15 protein-coding genes are annotated in these 17,034 nt (G+C 73.2%); 5 read left to right on the top strand and 10 right to left on the bottom strand.

Features of this window, described 5'->3' with window-relative positions; translation table 11 throughout:
• Positions 1-14: 14 nt before the first annotated feature.
• Both dapC and fdxA read right to left on the bottom strand, forming a co-directional pair.
• Positions 15-1,130: a succinyldiaminopimelate transaminase gene (dapC, locus tag K7640_RS21490; RefSeq protein ID WP_305072237.1), complete on the bottom strand. Its 1,116-nt coding sequence runs from the start codon at positions 1,128-1,130 to the stop codon at positions 15-17.
• Positions 1,127-1,453 carry a ferredoxin gene (gene fdxA / locus K7640_RS21485; RefSeq protein ID WP_222956674.1) on the bottom strand — a complete coding sequence of 109 codons (327 nt, stop codon included), beginning with the start codon at positions 1,451-1,453 and terminating at the stop codon, positions 1,127-1,129. Before fdxA ends, dapC begins: the two co-directional genes overlap by 4 nt.
• A 79-nt stretch (positions 1,454-1,532) precedes the next feature.
• On the opposite strand from fdxA, the gene K7640_RS21480 reads away from it, so the two are divergent.
• Positions 1,533-2,510 carry a GNAT family N-acetyltransferase gene (locus K7640_RS21480; protein ID WP_222956673.1) on the top strand — a complete coding sequence of 326 codons (978 nt, stop codon included), beginning with the start codon at positions 1,533-1,535 and terminating at the stop codon, positions 2,508-2,510.
• 185 nt (positions 2,511-2,695) lie between these two features.
• Here K7640_RS21480 and K7640_RS21475 read toward each other — a convergent pair whose 3' ends face one another.
• The 3 genes from K7640_RS21475 to mshB all read right to left on the bottom strand — a co-directional run bounded on the left by K7640_RS21475 (position 2,696) and on the right by mshB (position 4,665).
• Positions 2,696-3,160, bottom strand: a complete 465-nt coding sequence (locus K7640_RS21475) for a hypothetical protein (protein ID WP_222956672.1) — start codon at positions 3,158-3,160, stop codon at positions 2,696-2,698.
• An 84-nt stretch (positions 3,161-3,244) separates the two neighbouring features.
• Positions 3,245-3,724, bottom strand: coding sequence for a hypothetical protein (locus K7640_RS21470; protein WP_222956671.1), 480 nt, complete (start codon positions 3,722-3,724; stop codon positions 3,245-3,247).
• A 17-nt stretch (positions 3,725-3,741) separates the two neighbouring features.
• The gene (gene mshB / locus K7640_RS21465) at positions 3,742-4,665 is read right to left on the bottom strand and encodes an N-acetyl-1-D-myo-inositol-2-amino-2-deoxy-alpha-D-glucopyranoside deacetylase (protein WP_222956670.1); all 924 of its coding nucleotides are present in this window, start codon (positions 4,663-4,665) and stop codon (positions 3,742-3,744) included.
• 86 nt (positions 4,666-4,751) lie between these two features.
• Between mshB and K7640_RS21460 the strand changes: the two genes are divergently transcribed.
• Positions 4,752-6,896, top strand: a complete 2,145-nt coding sequence (locus K7640_RS21460) for a prolyl oligopeptidase family serine peptidase (protein ID WP_222956669.1) — start codon at positions 4,752-4,754, stop codon at positions 6,894-6,896.
• 90 nt (positions 6,897-6,986) lie between these two features.
• On the opposite strand, the gene K7640_RS21455 is transcribed toward K7640_RS21460, so the two are convergent.
• The 5 genes from K7640_RS21455 to K7640_RS21435 form a co-directional block, all read right to left on the bottom strand.
• The gene (locus tag K7640_RS21455; RefSeq protein ID WP_222956668.1) at positions 6,987-8,729 is read right to left on the bottom strand and encodes an ABC transporter substrate-binding protein; all 1,743 of its coding nucleotides are present in this window, start codon (positions 8,727-8,729) and stop codon (positions 6,987-6,989) included.
• A gap of 192 nt (positions 8,730-8,921) precedes the next feature.
• Entirely contained in the window at positions 8,922-9,908 is a 987-nt protein-coding gene (locus K7640_RS21450) for an ABC transporter permease (protein ID WP_222956667.1), read from the bottom strand.
• 11 nt (positions 9,909-9,919) lie between these two features.
• Entirely contained in the window at positions 9,920-10,927 is a 1,008-nt protein-coding gene (locus K7640_RS21445) for an ABC transporter permease (protein WP_222956666.1), read from the bottom strand.
• Complete coding sequence (locus tag K7640_RS21440) at positions 10,924-11,961, bottom strand: ABC transporter ATP-binding protein (protein ID WP_222956665.1); 1,038 nt, start codon at positions 11,959-11,961, stop codon at positions 10,924-10,926. Before K7640_RS21440 ends, K7640_RS21445 begins: the two co-directional genes overlap by 4 nt.
• The gene (locus K7640_RS21435; protein ID WP_222956664.1) at positions 11,958-13,055 is read right to left on the bottom strand and encodes an ABC transporter ATP-binding protein; all 1,098 of its coding nucleotides are present in this window, start codon (positions 13,053-13,055) and stop codon (positions 11,958-11,960) included. Before K7640_RS21435 ends, K7640_RS21440 begins: the two co-directional genes overlap by 4 nt.
• A 214-nt stretch (positions 13,056-13,269) precedes the next feature.
• On the opposite strand from K7640_RS21435, the gene K7640_RS21430 reads away from it, so the two are divergent.
• The 3 genes from K7640_RS21430 to K7640_RS21420 are packed head-to-tail and all read left to right on the top strand — an operon-like array spanning position 13,270 to position 16,704.
• Positions 13,270-13,818, top strand: coding sequence for a Uma2 family endonuclease (locus tag K7640_RS21430; RefSeq protein ID WP_222956663.1), 549 nt, complete (start codon positions 13,270-13,272; stop codon positions 13,816-13,818).
• A 31-nt stretch (positions 13,819-13,849) separates the two neighbouring features.
• Complete coding sequence (locus K7640_RS21425; protein WP_222956662.1) at positions 13,850-15,286, top strand: TldD/PmbA family protein; 1,437 nt, start codon at positions 13,850-13,852, stop codon at positions 15,284-15,286.
• Positions 15,283-16,704: a TldD/PmbA family protein gene (locus tag K7640_RS21420; protein ID WP_222956661.1), complete on the top strand. Its 1,422-nt coding sequence runs from the start codon at positions 15,283-15,285 to the stop codon at positions 16,702-16,704. Before K7640_RS21425 ends, K7640_RS21420 begins: the two co-directional genes overlap by 4 nt.
• The last annotated feature ends 330 nt before the right edge of the window (positions 16,705-17,034 follow it).

Raw genomic sequence — 17,034 nt, 5'->3', positions numbered from 1 at the left:
CCTCGGCGGCCGGCTCAGGCCTCGGCGAGCCGGCCGGCGACCGCGGCGATGTGCTCGTCGGACTCGGTCAGCGCCGCCCGGACGTACCGCGCGCCGCCCGGGCCGTAGAAGGCGCCGGCGGCGACCAGGATGCCCCGCCGGGCCAGCCAGTCGACCGTCGCCCAGCAGTCCTCGCCCCGGGTCAGCCACAGGTAGAGCCCGGCTTCGGAGTGCTCGACCGTGAAGCCCGCGCCGGTGAACGCCGCGTACAGCTGCTCGCGGCGGGCCCGGTAGCGCTCGCGCTGCGCGTCGGCGTGCGCCTGGTCGGCCAGCGCGGCCACCATCGCCGCCTGCACCGGGGCCGGCACGATCATCCCCGCGTGCTTGCGGATCTTGAGCAGCTCGGCGACCAGCGCCGGGTCGCCGGCGACGAAGCCGGCCCGGTAGCCGGCCAGGTTGGAGCGCTTGGAGAGCGAGTGCACCGCCAGCACCGAGTCGTACGAGCCGCCGCACACCTCGGGGGCCAGCACCGACACCGGCTCGGCGTCGGCCGACCAGCCCAGCGGCAGGTAGCACTCGTCGCTGGCCACCACCGCGCCGCGCTCGCGCGCCCAGTCGACCACCTTGCGCAAGTGGGCGGCGGGCAGCACCCGACCGGTCGGGTTGCCGGGCGAGTTCACCCAGACCAGGCGTACCCGGGAAGTCGGCCCGACCGCGGTCAGCGAGTCGGCGCGCACGGTCGTCGCGCCGGCCAGCCGGACCCCGTCCTCGTACGTCGGGTAGGCGATGGACGGCACCACGACCACGTCACCGGGCCCGATCCCGAGCAGGGTGGGCAGCCAGGCGACCAGCTCCTTGGAGCCGATGGTGGGCAGCACCCCGAGCCCGTCGACGCCGGCGCCGCAGGCCCGGGCCACCCAGCCCGCGATGGCGTCCCGCAGCGCGGGGGTGCCCGCGGTCAACGGGTAGCCGGGGGCGTCGGACGCGTCGGCGAGCGCCTGCCGGATCACCGGGGGCACCGGGTCGACCGGGGTGCCCATCGACAGGTTGATCAGTCCACCGGGGTGCGCCGCGGCCAGGGTGGCCGCGGCGTCCAGCGTGTCCCAGGTGAAGTCGGGCAGCCGCGACGAGACCGGCGCGGGCCGGTTCAGTGGCCCTCTCCGCGCGGCGGCTGGGCCGCCACGAAGGTCGCGTCCTTCTCGATCTTGCCGATCTTCGACGCGCCGCCGGGCGAACCGAGCTCCTCGAAGAACTCGTAGTTCGCGCCGGTGTAGTCCTTCCACTGCTCCGGCACGTCGTCCTCGTAGAAAATCGCCTCGACCGGGCAGACCGGCTCACAGGCACCACAGTCGACGCACTCGTCGGGGTGGATGTAGAGCATCCGATTGCCCTCGTAGATGCAGTCGACCGGGCACTCCTCGATGCATGCCTTGTCGAGCACATCCACGCACGGCTCGGCGATGATGTAGGTCACCGGTCTTCTCCTCCGCAAGACTCGCCGCGATCTCCGCGACGGGTAAGAGCCTAGTATCTCGCCGGGGAGGAGGTCGATCGTGCTCCGACAGCAGGATGTGGGCCACCGGATCGTGGTGCGGCAGATAGTGGGCGTTCGCGCCGGCCGGCCGCTCTTCTCGGACGCCCTGGGCGAGTTGGTCGAGCTGGGCGAGACACATCTCACGCTGGCCACCCGGCAGGGCCGGCTGCGGGTGCCGCTGGCCCAGGTGCACCGGGCCAAGCGGGTGCCGCCGGCCAGCCGACCGACCGCCGCCGCGGTCGTCGCGCTGGAACTCGCCTCCGACGAGGCCTGGCCGGCGGCGATCCGCGGCCGGCTGGGCGACTGGCTGCTGCGCAGCGCCGCCGGCTGGAGCGGCCGGGCCAACTCGGCGCTGCCGGTCGGCGACCCGGACCGGCCGCTGCCGGCAGCGGTGGACGCCATCGAACGCTGGTACGCCGAACGGGGCCAGCCGGCGATGGTCAACACGCCGCTGCCGCTGGCCACCCCGGTGGCCGCCGAACTCGACGCCCGCGGCTGGGCCGCCCGCCCGCTCGTACTGTTCCAGACCGCCGCCCTGGCCGCGCTGCCGCCGGCCGCGCCCGCCGCCGGCCCGCCGGTCGAGCCGGCTGCCGGCCCGCCGGTCGAGCTGGCCCGCACGCCGTCCGCGGACTGGCTGGCCGTCGCCGCCGGGCGCAAGGGTGGCCTCCCGGACGCCGCGCGGCACGTGCTCACCGCCGTGGACCAGGTCCGCTTCGCCCACGTGTACGCCGACGGGCGGCTGCTCGCCATGGGCCGGGGCACGGTCACCGGGCAGGGGCGCTGGCTGGGGCTGAGCCTGATCGAGGTGGTCCCCGAGGCCCGCCGCCAGGGCCTGGCCGGCCGGGTCGTCCGGGCGCTCGCCGAGTGGGGCGCCGCCCTGGGGGCGACCGACGCCTTCCTCCAGGTGGAGCAGCGCAACACCGCCGCCGTGGCGCTCTACCGCGGCCTCGGCTTCACCACCCACCACACCTACGTGACCCGGGTCGCCCCGACCTGACCGGCCGGCCGCGAGGCCCTCACGCCCCCGCCGGGGCGGGGGCGTGAGGGCCGGCCGTGGGGCGTGGGGCCGTGGGGCGTGGGGGCGTTATGCGGGACGTTGCGCCTTTCCGCCGCGGGGAAGGCACAACTTGCCGCACAAAGCGCGAACGGGCGCCCTCAGCGGCGCACGGACGGGCGCCGGCTTCAGCGGCGGACGACGCGGCGCGGCTTGGCGGCCTTGATCTCGGCGTACCGCTTGAGCTGCTGCGAGCGGTAATCGCGGCCGAGCGCGGTGAGCAGCAGGTAGCCGATGGCCACCCCGGCCAGCGCGGCGGCCAGGTAGAGCCAGATCTGGGCGAAGAACAGGCCCGCTCCCCCGCCGAACGGGTTGTCACCGACCAGCAGCGGGCCGACCAGCACCGTCAGCGCCAGCGCCACCGCCACCGCGGCGGCCAGGTCGGTGGACCACTCGGCGAGCGGCCGGGTGGCCCCCCGCCGGAACGCGACCCCGGCGAGGATCAGGCCGATCACCAGGAACATCACCAGCGAGACCCGGTCGGCGGCCGTGTCGTCGCCGGCGAAGGCGAACTTGCTGACCAGCCGGGCCACCACGTTTACCGCGAACAGTGCCGCGGCGAGGGCGCCGATAACGCGCCACCGATCCCTCATCGCATGTCTCCCGCCGTGCTCCGCCCGCCGGGCGCGGCGGGCCTTCTGGCAGGAATGTCTATCACCCGTACCTGGGTGGCGTCATCACCCGCGCACCGCGGCGACGGGCGCCAGCAACTGGCGGAAGAGCATCACCGCGAAGGTGACCGCGCCGGCCAGGATCAGCCCCAGCCCGAGCAGGTTGTCGCCGCCGAGCAGCAGGTCGCCCTCCCGGGTCCGGACGGCGGCCACCGCCATCAGCACGAACCAGGGCAGCGCGGGCAGCAGGGCCGCCCAGCGGGTGCCGACGGCCGCGTGGGCGAACCAGCTCAGCGCCACCGTCGCGCCCACCACCAGGACCAGCCCGGCCACCCCGGACGCCACCCCCACCAGCACCTCACCGGAGGTGCTGGGCCGGGCCTTGACCTGCTCCCAGGCGGCGACCGCGAGGATCAGCTCCAGCACGGCGACGAGCGCGCCGGCGGAGAGCGCGACCACTCCGCCGGCCACCCGCAGCAGCACGTCGAGCAGTCGCGCCGACCGGCCGGGTGGCGGGGCGGTCTGCTCCTCCGGCGGGGCCGTCACGGCAGCGGCCGGCAGGCTCACCGGAGCCCGACCGCCCCGACCGGGGACCGGTCGGACCCGTCGGGCGCCAGACCGGCGAAGAGGTCGTCCTCCCAGCCGTACGGGCCGCCGCCCGGGCCCCGCTCGCCGACGGCGAGTGTGAAGTATTCGACCCCCATGAACTCGGCGCCGAAGTTGCCGGCGATGGAGTAGAGCCAGGAGTTGGCCGGGATCTGGGTGGCGTGCGCGCGCATCGCCGCCTCCTTGGCGGCGTGCTGGTCGGTGGCGTCGATCCGGGCTGCGATCTCCGGATCCGGCGTGCCGAAGGGCAGCTCGCCGACGTCCTCGATGCCGGCGAACGGGTTGTCCGACGAGTCGGTGAAGTGCTGGAGGCCGGCCTCCAGCACGCTGCGCGGCATCGCCGTCCAGTAGACCTTGGCCGGGGCGCAGCCCTGCGCCTCGGCCAGCTCGACCGCCCGCATCGCCACCCGGTGCGCCTGGATGTGGTCCGGGTGGCCGTAGAAGCCGTTGGGGTCGTACGTGATCATGACCTGGGGGCGGACCTCGCGGATGACCTCCACCAGCAGCCCGGCGGCCTCGTCCAGGTCGGCCCGCCAGAACGCCCGGGGGTGGTCGTTGGTGGCCAGGCCCATCATCCCGGAGTCCCGGTAGCGCCCGGCGCCGCCGAGGAACCGGTGGTCGGTGACGCCCAGCGCGGCGCAGGCGGCGGCCAGCTCGGCGATCCGGTACCCGCCGAGCTGGTCGGCCTCGGCGGCGACGAGCTGCGCCAGCGCCGGCACGTGGATCTCGCCCTCCTCGCCGAGGGTGCAGGTCACCAGCGTGACGTGAGCGCCGTCGGCGGCGTAGTGCGCCATCGTCGAACCGGTGCCGATGGACTCGTCGTCGGGGTGCGCGTGGACCAGCAGCAGTCGGCGATCGGGCAGCTTCGTCACGACCGTCACTCTAACCGGCGGTCCTTCCCGTGGACGCCTGACGCGTCCAGGCAGGTCGGCCACATCACGCCCGGCGCCCGCCTAACATCCGGGTTGTGGACTTTCCCGAGCTGGCCGCCCGTACCCGTCGGTTCAGCCTCGGGGCGCCGCGCGCCGTCACCGTCACCGACGACGGCTCCCGGGTGGTCTTCCTCCGCTCGGGCGGCCCCGAGGACACCGTCGAGGCGCTCTGGCTGCTCGACGTCGCGTCCGGGGAGGAACGGCTGGTCGCCGACCCGGCGGCGCTGCTCGGCACCGACGCCGACCCGGCGGCGCTCTCCCCGGGGGAGCGGGCGCTGCGCGAGCGGTTGCGGCTCAGCTCCGCCGGCATCGGCTCGTACGCCCTGGACGCGGCCGGCCGGGTGGCGGTGTTCGCGCTGGCCGGGCGGGTGTTCCGGGCCGACCTGGTGCACGGCGACGTGGTCGAGGTGGCCACCGTCGGGCCAGCGATCGACCCCCGGCCCGACCCGGCCGGCGAGCGGCTGGCCTACGTCACCGACGCCGCCGAGGGGGTGCGCCGGGGGCAGCTGCGGGTGGTGGAGCCCGACGGCACCGACAACCTGCTGGCCGGTGAGGACTCCGGGGTCACCTGGGGGCTGGCCGAGCACATCGCGGCCGAGGAGTTCCACCGGTTCCGCGGCTACTGGTGGGCCCCGGACGGCCGGTCGGTGCTGGCCGCCCGGGTGGACGAGTCCCGGGTGACCCACTGGCACCTGCACGACCCGGCCGAACCGGCCGCCCCGCCGACGACGGTGGCGTACCCGGTGGCCGGCGGGGCCAACGCGGAGGTCAGCCTGCACCTGCTCGACCTGGACGACGGCTGGGTCGACGTGCACTGGGACCGGGAGACGTACCCGTACCTGACCTCGGTGGACTGGGCCGACGGCGGGCCGCTGATCACCGTGCTGCGCCGCTCCCAGCAGCACGGCCTGGTGCTCGCGGTGGACCCGCGTACCGGGGAGACGCAGGTGCACGCCGAGCTGGCCGACCCGCGCTGGGTGGAGCCGATCCCGGGCACCCCGGCCCACCTGCCCGACGGCCGGGTGCTGGTCGGCGGGGAGCTGGCCCACGACGGGTACGACGCCCGCTGCCTCTTCGCCGACGGCACCCTGCTCACCCCGCCCTCGCTCTACGTACGGCGGGTGGTGGGCCGGCTGCCGACGAGCGGCAACGCCCCGGCGGACCTGCTGGTGGAGGCGAGCGACGGCGAGCCGAGCGAGCGGCACCTGTTCCGGGTGCGGACCGCCGTCGGCGGCGGGGTGGACGCCCGCCGGTTGACCACCGACGCCGGCTGGCACACCGCCGCCGCGGGCGGGGACGTGCTGGCCGTCGGGTTCGCCTCGCTGGACCACCCGGGCACCCGGTGGACGGTGCGCCGGGGCGACGACGAGGTGGCCGAGCTGCGGTCGCTGGCGGCGACCCCGCCATACCAGCCGCTGCCGCTGCTGGAACGGGTCACCGACCGGCGGCTGCCGGCCGCGGTCCTCTATCCGGACAACCACGTCACCGGTCGGCGGCTGCCGGTGCTGCTGGACGTCTACGGCGGCCCCGGCCACCAGGAGGTGGTGGCCGCGCGGGCGGCCTGGCTGGAGCGGCAGTGGTGGGCCGACGCCGGTTTCGCGGTGGTGGCGATCGACAACCGGGGCACCCCGGGGGTGTCCCCGTCGTTCGAGAAGGCGATCCACCGGCGGGTGGCCGACGTGGTGCTCGGCGACCAGGTGGACGCGCTCACCGCCCTCGCCGAGAAGCATCCCGACCTGGACCTCGACCGGGTGGCGGTGCGCGGCTGGTCGTTCGGCGGCTGGCTGGCCGGGCTCGCCGTGCTGCGGCACCCGGAGCTGTTCCGCTGCGGCATCGCCGGCGCCCCGGTGACCGACTGGGCGCTGTACGACACCGCGTACACCGAGCGCTACCTGGGCCTGCCGGACGACGGGATGGACGTCTACGCCCACCACTCGCTTGTCGAGTTGGCCGCCGAGCCGGTGACCGGCCCGGGTCAGACCCGCCCGCTGCTGCTGGTGCACGGCCTGGTGGACGACAACGTGGTGGCCGCGCACACCCTACGGCTGTCGGCGGCGCTGCTGGCGACCGGGCGCCCGCACTCGGTGCTGCCGCTCACCGGCGCCAGCCACCTGGCCGCCGGCGGGCTGGCCGAACGCCTCCTCCGCCTCGAACTGGAGTTCGTGCGCGCCTCGATGTAAGGAGGGTGCCCTTATTAACGCCTCCGGTATAGCAGGGGCCCCTTGTTAACACCGGGTGTTAACAAGGGGCCCCTCCTTACCGCCGGGCGGTTACTGCTTCACGTACGCGTTGACGAAGCTCGGGTAGCCGAAGACGGACGAGATGAAGATGCCGCCGGCCTTCGAGCCGTGCACCGCGTACGCCACGTCGACGTAGAGCGGCACCACCGGGGCGAACTCCTTCATGATCCGCTCATCGAGCTTGCCCCACTCCGGGCCCTGGTCGGCCGGGGGCATCGCCAGGATCCGGTCCATCTCGGCGTTGATCGCGTCGTCGTTGAAGTACGACGAGTTGCTGTTGCCCTCGGCCTTGATGGTCCGGCCGTCGTAGAGCACCGGCAGGATCGACGCGCCGCTCGGCCAGTCCGCCGCCCAGTTGCCGATGTACAGGTCCCAGGGGTTGTCCTTCTTCTTGACCTCGTCCAGCTTCGCGTCGTCCGGGATGTTCCGCAGAGTGATCTTGAAGCCGGCGCGCTCCAGGTTCCCCTTGAGCTGGGTGCCGATCTGCTGCTCGTCGGTGTTGTCGGCGACGCCGAGCACCAGCTCGGGGGTCTGGCCGCCGAGCAGTTCCTTGGCCTTGTCCGGGTTGCCGTTGGGACCCGCCTCGTACGCCTCGTACGCCTGGTAGCCGATGGTGGACGGCGGCATCAGGGTGGTCAGCGGCTGGGCCACCGTCTGCCCGCCGAGCGCCTTGATCAGGCCCTCGCGGTCGATGGCGTAGTTGAGTGCCTGACGGATCTTCAGGTCCTTGACCCGCTGGTTGTTGATCACGAGCTGGTTGGCGCTCGGCGTCGGGGACAGGATGGTCCGCGACTTCAGCGAGGCGTCACCGGCGACCTTGGCGACCAGCGACGGGGGCACGTAGTTCCAGGCCAGCGCGCTCTGGTCAGCGCCGTTGTCGGCGATCACCCGGTTGTTGGCGGCGTCCTGGGTCGGGCCGAAGGTCCAGACGAACTGGTCCGGGTACTGGTGGCGCACCGGGTCGGTGGCCGGGTCCCAGTTCGGGTTGCGGTCCAGGGTGAGCTGGACGCCCGCCTGGTTCTTCAGGATCTTGTACGGACCGGACGAGAACGGCTTCTGGTCCAGGTTGACCCCGGTGTCCTGCTCCGGCTTGAGCGGGGCGGTGGTCGGCAGCGAGACCGCGAACGGCAGGTCGCAGCGGGGCTTGGCGAACTCGAAGCGCAGCGTCTTGTCGTCCGGCGTGGTCAGGCCCGGCGGCAGCGAGGTCTTGTTCTTCTTGAAGTCCCACTTGGTGTCGAACTGCGCGTCGTCGGCCAGCCACTCCTGCAGGTAGGTGGGGCCGCCGGTGAGGTCCGGGTCGAAGGACCGGGCGATGCCGTACGCGATCTCCTTGGACGTGATCGGGCTGCCGTCCTCGAACTTGACCCCGTTCTTGATCTTGAATTCCCAGGTCTTGCAGTCGTTGTTGACGTTCGTGCCCGGGGTCTCCGCCAGGTCGCCCACCAGGACCAGGCCGCCCTTGCCGTCGTCCTTCCAGGTGGTCAGGTACCGCGCGAAGAGCGGGTTGGCCATCAGGCCGGCGAACGAGTACGTCCGCTGCGGGTCCAGGTGGGAGATCGGGGTCTCCCGGATGATGGTGAACGTGCCGCCCTTGGCGGCGCCCTCCACCTCGGCAGCCGGCCCCTGCGAGTCCTTGGGGTCGGTCGCGATGACCCCGGTCTGCTGCCGGTTGGTGTCCACGGTGGTGCCCTGGCCCGTGTTCTCCGAGCAGGCGCCCAACGCCACAACCAGTGCGATGGCGCCGCCAGCGGCGGCCGCTGCGCGTGGTCGCATCTCCTACCTCCTCCACCCGTACGCCGGGCGGAACCGCCGACGTCCCGAGGATCGTAAAGAAGAAAACCTACAAGTTGGGTAACAGTTGCCGATAAATTTCGTCGCGGTCGGCCGGCTGAAGGTGTTAATAAGGGGCCCCTGCTCTACCGAATGCGTTAACAGGGGGCCCCTCCTTACACCCCTCCTTACACCTCAGCCGAGCCGCACTCGGGGGTCGATCGCGGCGTAGAGCAGGTCCACCACCACGTTCGCCAGCACCACGAAGACCGCCGCGATCAGCACGGTCGCCATGATGGTCGGCAGGTCACCGGAGCGGACCGCGTCCACCGCGGTACGCCCCATCCCATTCAGGCCGAAGGTGGTCTCGGTGATCACCGTCCCGCCCAGCGCCCCGCCCACGTCCAGCCCGGCGATGGTCACCACCGGAGTGATCGCCGCGCGCAACGCGTGCCGCCCGTACACCTTGGGTTTCGCCAGGCCCTTCGCCCGCGCGGTACGCACGAAGTCCTCCGACAGCGTCTCCAGCATCTGCGCCCGGGACAGCCGGGCGTAGATGGCGGAGAAGAGGAAGGCCAGCGCCACCCAGGCCAGCACCAGCCCGCTGGCCCAGCGCAGCGGGTCGTCGAAGAACGACGTGTAGTTCGGCACCGGCAGCAACCGCAGGTTGTAGACGAAGACGATAAGCAGCACCGCGCCGACGAAGTAGAGCTGCAGGGAGGCGCCGGTCAGCGAGAAGCCGATCGCCGCCCGGTCCAGCCAGGTGCCCCGGCGCAGCGCCGAGACCATGCCCAGGCCGACCCCGAGCAGCAGCCAGAGGATCGCCGCCGGGATGACGATGCTCAACGTCACCGGCAGCACCCGGGCGATGGTGTCCGAGACCGCCTCGTTGGAGACGTACGACCAGCCGAGGCAGGGCGCGTCGCACCGGCCGCCCTGGGCGCTGCCCAGGTCCCGCCCGGTCACGATGCCCTTCATGTAGCCGGCGTACTGGCTGACCAGCGGGTCGCGCAGGCCCAGCTCCTGGCGGACCCGCTCCAGCCGCTCCGGGTTGCAGTTCTTGGGGCACATGCCGCTGACCGGGTCGCGCGGCAGGGCGAAGAACATCAGGAAGCTGAGCACGCTCACCGCGAACAGGGTGAGCGCGGCCGAGAGCAGCCGCCGGACCAGGAATCGCGCCACAGCAAACCCCCTTACCGGGAGGACTTCGGGTCGAGCGCGTCGCGCAGCGCGTCGCCGAAGAGGTTGAAGGCGAACACCAGCGCGAAGATCGTGATGCCGGGGAAGAAGACGTACGCCGGGTCGGTCTGCAGGTAGTCCAGGCTGTTGTAGATCATCCGGCCGAAGCTCGGCGTCTCGTCGGTGAGCCCGACCCCGATGAACGACAGCGCCGCCTCGCTGGTGATGTATTGCGGCACGGCCAGCGAGAAGGAGACCAGGATCGGCGCCCACACGTTGGGCAGCAGCTGCCGGAACAGCATGTGCCCCAGGCCGGCGCCGCTGGCCCGGGCGGCCTCCACGAACTCCCGCTCGCGCAGCGCGATGACCTGGCCCCGGACCAGCCGGGCGGTGCTGGTCCAGCCGAACAACGCGAAGATCGCGATGAGCACGCTGATCTGGAAGTATGCCGGCACCGCCTCCCGCTGGCCGTAGAAGCGCAGCGCGACGGTCGGCATCAGGGCCAGCGCGATGATCAGGAAGGGCATGGCCAGGGTCAGGTCGGTGATCCAGTTGATCACCGTGTCCAGCCAGCCGCCCAGGTACCCGGCGAGGGTGCCCAGCGTGACGCCGATGCCGGCGGTGAGCACCGCGGCGGCGAACGCGATGAACAGCGAGGTACGCAGGCCGTGCACCATCCGGATGAAGATGTCCCGGCCCAGCCCCGGCTCCACCCCGAACCAGTGTTCGCCGGTCACCCCGCCGGCGTAGCCCAGCGGCATGCCGAAGCCGTCCAGGCGGTGCTGGAACTGCTCCTTCGGCCCCACCCCGTAGACCGCCTCGATCAGCGGGACGGCCAGCGCGACCAGCACGAAGAAGACCAGCATGGCGCCGCTGACCAGGGCGGTCCGGTCCCGCTTGAGTCGGGCCCAGGCGAGCTGGCCGGGCGAGCGCCCGACGAAGCCCTTTTCCCGGGGCGCGTCGCCGTCACCGGACGACTCGATCTCGGCCAGCGCCACACCCTCCACCGGGGACAGGCTCACTCCGCCACCTCCTCGTCGCTCCCGCCGCCCACCGGCACCGGCGGCGCCGCCACCGGCCCGCCCTCCGGGTAGTGGCAGGCGGTGGCCTGCCGTCCGCCGTCGCGGGGCACCAGCGCCGGCTCCTCGGCGGCGCAGCGTTCGGTCGCCTTCCAGCAGCGGGTGCGGAACCGGCAGCCCGACGGCGGGTTCAGCGGGGTCGGCACGTCACCGGTGAGCCGGATCCGCCCCGCCGGGCCGAGCGCCGTCACGTCCGGCACCGCCGACAGCAACGCCCGGGTGTACGGGTGCTGCGGCCGCTCGTAGATGTCGGCCCGGTCGCCGATCTCCACGATCCGCCCCAGGTACATCACCGCCACCCGCTGGCAGAAGTGCCGGACCACGGCGAGGTCGTGGGCGATGAAGACGAACGCCAGGTCCAGCTCGCGTTGCAGGTCACGCAGCAGGTTGACCACCTGCGCCTGGATCGACACGTCCAGCGCGGAGACCGGCTCGTCGGCGACGATCAGCTTCGGCCGCAGCGCCAGCGCGCGGGCGATGCCGATGCGTTGCCGCTGCCCGCCGGAGAACTCGTGCGGATAGCGGTTGTAGTGCTCCGGGTTCAACCCGACCAGTTCCAGCAGCTCCTGCACCCGCTTGCGGATGCCGCCCGGCGGGTCGATCCCGTTTACCTGCAACGGCATCGCCACGATCCGGCCGACGGTGTGCCGGGGGTTCAGCGACGCGTACGGGTCCTGGAAGATGATCTGGAGGTCCTGCCGCAACGGGCGCAGCTGTCGCCGCCCGGCGTGGGTGATGTCCTGCCCGGCGAACTCGATCGTCCCCGCCGTCGGCTCCAGCAGCCGCACCAGCATCCGCCCGGTGGTGGTCTTGCCGCAGCCGGACTCGCCGACCAGGCCCAGCGTCTCCCCCGGCCGGACGTCGAAGTCCAGCCCGTCGACCGCGCGGACCAGGCCCCGGGTGCGGAACCCGTCCCGCACCGGGAAGTGCTTGGTCAACCCCCGCACCCGCAGCAGCGGTGCACTGTCGGCCGTCATCGCGCGACTCCCACCTGGGCGACATCCTCCCGGTACAGCCGGTCGCGGTCCTCGGCGCTCAGGTGGCAGGCGACCAGGTGCCCGGGCCGCCCGGCGGGCGCGAGCACCGGCACCTCGGTGCGGGACCGGTCGCCGTTGCGGCCCGCGTACCGGCAGCGGGGGTGGAACGCGCAGCCCGCCGGCAGGTTGATCAGCGAGGGCGGGCTGCCGGGGATGGGCACCAGGTCGGTGTCCGCGTCGCCGTGCAACGACGGCACGCTCGACAACAACCCCCAGGTGTACGGGTGCTGCGGCGAGCGCAGCACCTGCTCGACGCTGCCGTGCTCGACGGCCCGGCCGCCGTACATCACCAGCACCTCGTCGGCGACCTGGGCGACCACGCCCAGATCGTGGGTGATCAGGATGATCGCCGAGTGGAACTCTTCCTGGAGGTCGGCCAGCAGGTCCAGGATCTGCGCCTGCACGGTCACGTCCAGCGCGGTGGTCGGCTCGTCGGCGATCAGCAGGTCCGGGTCGTTGACCAGGGCCATCGCGATCATCGCGCGCTGCCGCATGCCGCCGGAGAACTCGTGCGGGTACTGGTCGAACCGGCGGGCCGGCTGCGGGATGCCGACCCGGCCGAGCATGTCCACCGCCCGGCTGCGGGCCTCCCGCTTCCCGGCGCGCGGGTGGTGCACCCGGTACGCCTCGGCGATCTGCCGCCCGACCGTGTAGTACGGGTGCAACGCCGACAGCGGGTCCTGGAAGATCATCGCCATGTCCCGGCCGCGCAGCCGGCGTACCTCCTCGTCCGGCAGGCCGACCAGCTGGCGGCCGCCGACGGAGATCTCACCGGTGATGGTGGCGCGCCGGGCGTCGTGCAGGCCCAGGACGGCCAGCGAGGTGACGCTCTTGCCGGAGCCCGACTCCCCCACGATGCCCAGGGTGCGCCCGCGGGCCACGGCGAACGACACGCCGTCGACCGCCCGCACCACCCCGTCCGGGGTGTCGAACCGGACCCGCAGGTCGTCCACCCGCAGGTACGGGTCCGCCGCGGCGCGCTGCGCCGGCAGGTCGGGGCGGTCGTCCGACCGCGCAGCTTCCGGACCGTCCACGACCGCCTCCCTCGGGTTGTAGAGAACCTACAGCAGTGATCCGAAGGTGAAAATAAGCTACATGCCCGGCGGTGTCAGCACGGCCGAGCGTAACGACTCCACAACGCCACCCGCAGCCCCCGATGGCCCGGTCGCGCGTCCGGCCGCACCACAGGTGCGACGATGATGGAGTCAGCCACGTGAGGATGCCCGTCGGCACGAGGTGGAGGTGACCATGACCGCGGCGGTGTTCGACCACGACGGACCGTGGACGGAAGAGGAGTACCTCGCCCTCGGCGAGACGCAGGATCGCGTCGAACTCTTCGACTGGAGCATCCACGTGACCCCAGGTCCCACCCCTCGGCACCAGCGCATCTCTCGAAAGCTGGGCAACCTCCTCGAATCCGCCGCCGAGAGCGCCGGATTGGAGCTGTTCGAGGCCGTGAACGTCCGGCTCCGGCCGGGCCGCGTTCCCGTGCCCGACCTCGTCCTCACCGATCCGATCAACCTCGACGAGCCGATGATCGAGGCGGATCAGGTGCGGCTGGTCTGCGAGATCATCTCGCCGAGCAACGCCGCCACCGACAAGGTGCTCAAGATGCACTACTACGCCGCCGCCGGCATCGAGTGGTATCTGCTGGTCGAGCAGCGGACCGGCGTCATGAGCCTGTTCCGTCGCAGTGGGCGGCACTACGCCGAGGTGTCCGCCGTCAAGCGGGGCGAGACTCTCGCGCTGACCGAACCCGTGCGGGCCCTGATCCGCCCGGAGGATCTCGTCCCCTGACAGATGTCGGCGGCTCGCCTAGGGTCGGGCCATGACCGAGTTCGACGTGGCGACCGCCGCCGTGCAGGCCGCCCTGGACGCCGGCGCCCGGTACGCGGACGCCCGGGTGATGCACCGCCGCTACGAGTCGATGTCGGCGCGCGACGGAACGATCGAGGAACTGACCCAGGACGAGAGCCTCGGGTTGGGGGTGCGCGCGCTGGTCGGGTCGAGCTGGGGCTTCCACGCCGTACCCGACCTGTCGGACGCGGCGGCACGCGCGGCCGGCCGGCGGGCCGCGGCGATCGCCACCGCGAGCGCCCGGGTCGCCGGCCCGCCGATCGACCTGGTGCCGAGCGCGCCGACCACCGCGAGCTGGGCCTCGACCTGCGTGGTCGACCCGCTCGGGGTGGCCCTGTCCGACAAGGGCGACCTGCTGGTCCGGGCCACCGCGACGATCCGCGAGCACGGGGCCGACCTGGCCGAGGGGCTCTACCAGATCTGGGACACCGCCAAGTGGTTCGTCTCCAGCGAGGGGCACCGGATCGACCAGCGGATCCGGGAGTGCGGCGGCGGCATCTCGGCCACCTCGATCGGCGACGGCGAGACCCAGCGCCGGTCCTACCCGAGCTACCGCGGCCAGTACGGCACCACCGGCTGGGAGCTGGTCACCTCCCTCGACCTCGCCGCGCACGCGGCACAGATCGCCGAGGAGTCCCGGGCGCTGCTCACCGCGCCGCAGTGCCCGGCCGGCGAGACCGACCTGATCCTCGGCGGCGAGCAGCTCGCCCTCCAGATCCACGAGTCGGTCGGGCACGCCATCGAGCTGGACCGGATCCTCGGCTGGGAGGCCGCCTTCGCCGGCACCTCCTGGCTGGACCTGGCCCGGCTCGGCTCGCTGCGCTACGGCTCCGAGCTGATGAACGTCACCATCGACCCGACCATCCCCGGCGCGCTGGGCAGCTTCGGCTTCGACGACGAGGGCTCCCCGGCGGTGCGCCGGGACGCCGTCCGGGAGGGACGCTGGGTGGGCGTGCTCGCCGGCCGGGACTCGGCCGCCGTCGCCGGCCTGGACTACGGCGGCAGCGTACGGGCGGACGGCTGGTCCCGGCTGCCGATGGTCCGGATGACGAACGTCGGCCTGGAGCCGGGCCCGCACACCCTCGACGAGATCATCGACGCCACCGACGACGGGGTGCTGATGGACATCAACCGGTCCTGGTCGATCGACGACAAGCGGCTCAACTTCCAGTTCGGCTGCGAGGTCGGCTGGGAGGTCAAGAAGGGCCGGCGGGGTCGGATGCTGCGCAACCCCACCTACACCGGCATCGGCCCGCTGTTCTGGCGCTCGATGGACATGCTCTCCGCCGAGACCGTCTCCTGGGGCACGCCGAACTGCGGCAAGGGCCAGCCCGGCCAGGTCGGGCACACCGGCCATCCGGCCGCCCCGGCCCGCTTCCGCAACGTCCGAGTGGGGGTACGCGCATGACCGGCAGCGAGCTGGACGTCGCCGCCCGGGTGGTGGAGCTGGTCCGCCGCCTGGCCGGACCGGACGCCCAGGCCGAGGTCACCGTCGCCCGGCACCAGCTGGCGCTGACCCGGTTCGCCAACTCCTTCATCCACCAGAACGTCGACGAGGTGGGGGTGGCGGTGCGGCTGCGGCTGCACCTCGGCGGCCGGACGGCGGGCGGCAGCGGCAGCCTGGTCGACGCCGACGGGCTGACCGCGCTGGTCGAGCGGACGGTGGCGGCGGCCCGGCTCGCCCCGGCCGACCCGGCCTGGCCGGGGCTGACCCCGCCCACCGCCGTCCCGCCCGCCCCGCCCACCGACGACGCCACCGCGCAGGCCCGGCCCGAGGACCGGGCGGAGCGGGTCCGCGCGTTCGTGGCTGCGGTGGGTGGCCTGGAGGCGGCCGGCTACTGCCGTACATCGTCCCGGCACGAGGCGTTCGCCAACTCGGCGGGCCACTCGGCGACCGGCCGCTCGGCGGAGGCGGCGATGGACGGGATCGCCCGGACCGGCACCGCCGACGGGGTGGCCCGGCAGCACGCCGACCACCTCGCCGAGCTGGACGGCGCGGTGCTGGGCGCCCGGGCCGCCGCCAAGGCCCGCGCCGCCGCCGAGCCGGTCGAGCTGCCCCCGGGCCGGTACGAGGTGGTCTTCGAGCCGGCCGCCGTGAGCGACCTGTTGCAGAAGCTCGCCTGGTACGGCTTCAACGGCAAGCGGTACGCCGAGCGGCAGTCCTTCGCCGAGCCGGGCGTGGCCCAGTTCGACCCGGCGGTGACCCTGGTGGACGATCCGCTGCACGGCTCCCACCTCCAGTTCGACCTGGAGGGCACGCCGCGCCGGGCGGTGACCCTGGTGGACGGCGGGGTGACCCGGGCGGTGGTGCACGACCGGCGCAGCGCGGCCGGCGGGGCGTCGACCGGGCACGCGATGGCCGGCTCGGGCACCTTCGGCCCGCTCCCGCACAACCTCCGCCTGCTGCCCGCCCCCGCCGACCCGACGACCGGCTCGGGTCACCCGGCGGCCAGTCGCGCCGGCGTCCCGGCGGGCGGGTCGGTGACGGGGGCGGTGGCCGACCCGGACACCGCCGCGCTGGTGGCGGGGATGGCACGCGGGCTGCTGGTCAGCGACCTCTGGTACACCCGGGTGCTCGATCCGAAGAGCCTGGTGGTGACCGGGCTGACCCGCAACGGGGTGTGGCTGGTCGAGGACGGGGTGCCCGTCCGGGCGGTGCGCGACCTGCGGTTCACCGAGGCGTACCCGCGGGCGATGGGGCCGGGTGCGGTGCTCGGCCTGGGCAGTGCGGCGGTCCGCCAGCCGGACCGGACCGACGGCCTCTGGTGGGCGGCGCCGGCGGTGCGCCTGGCGTCCTGGCACTTCACCGGCGGCGCCTCCGGCTGACCGCCCGACACCCCGCACCACCGCAACCCGCACCATCCCGAGCCACGCGCGTCCCGACACCCCGCACCGCCGCAACCCGCGCCATCCCGACGCCCGGACACCCCGGGCTGCCGCATGTCGCGCCGTCGGTCCATGAGGGGCGCCAAATATTGATCTTGGCGGAAGGTCTTTCCAAGCTGGAAAACACACGGGACACTGCGTTGCACGGCCGGGCCGTGAAGATCGGCGTAACGTGTGTCACTTAGCTGCGCCCTTTTCGCGGCGCGGTCGCACGCGTGCAGCACCCGGTCCGGCGGACGCGGCCTCACCGCCTCCGCCGGCCGAACGGAA

This window comes from Micromonospora sp. PLK6-60, from assembly GCF_019890675.1.
Taxonomy (GTDB): domain Bacteria; phylum Actinomycetota; class Actinomycetes; order Mycobacteriales; family Micromonosporaceae; genus Micromonospora.
The sequence above is the reverse complement of the archived record's forward strand: the minus strand, read 5'-3'. Positions and strand labels throughout refer to the sequence as shown.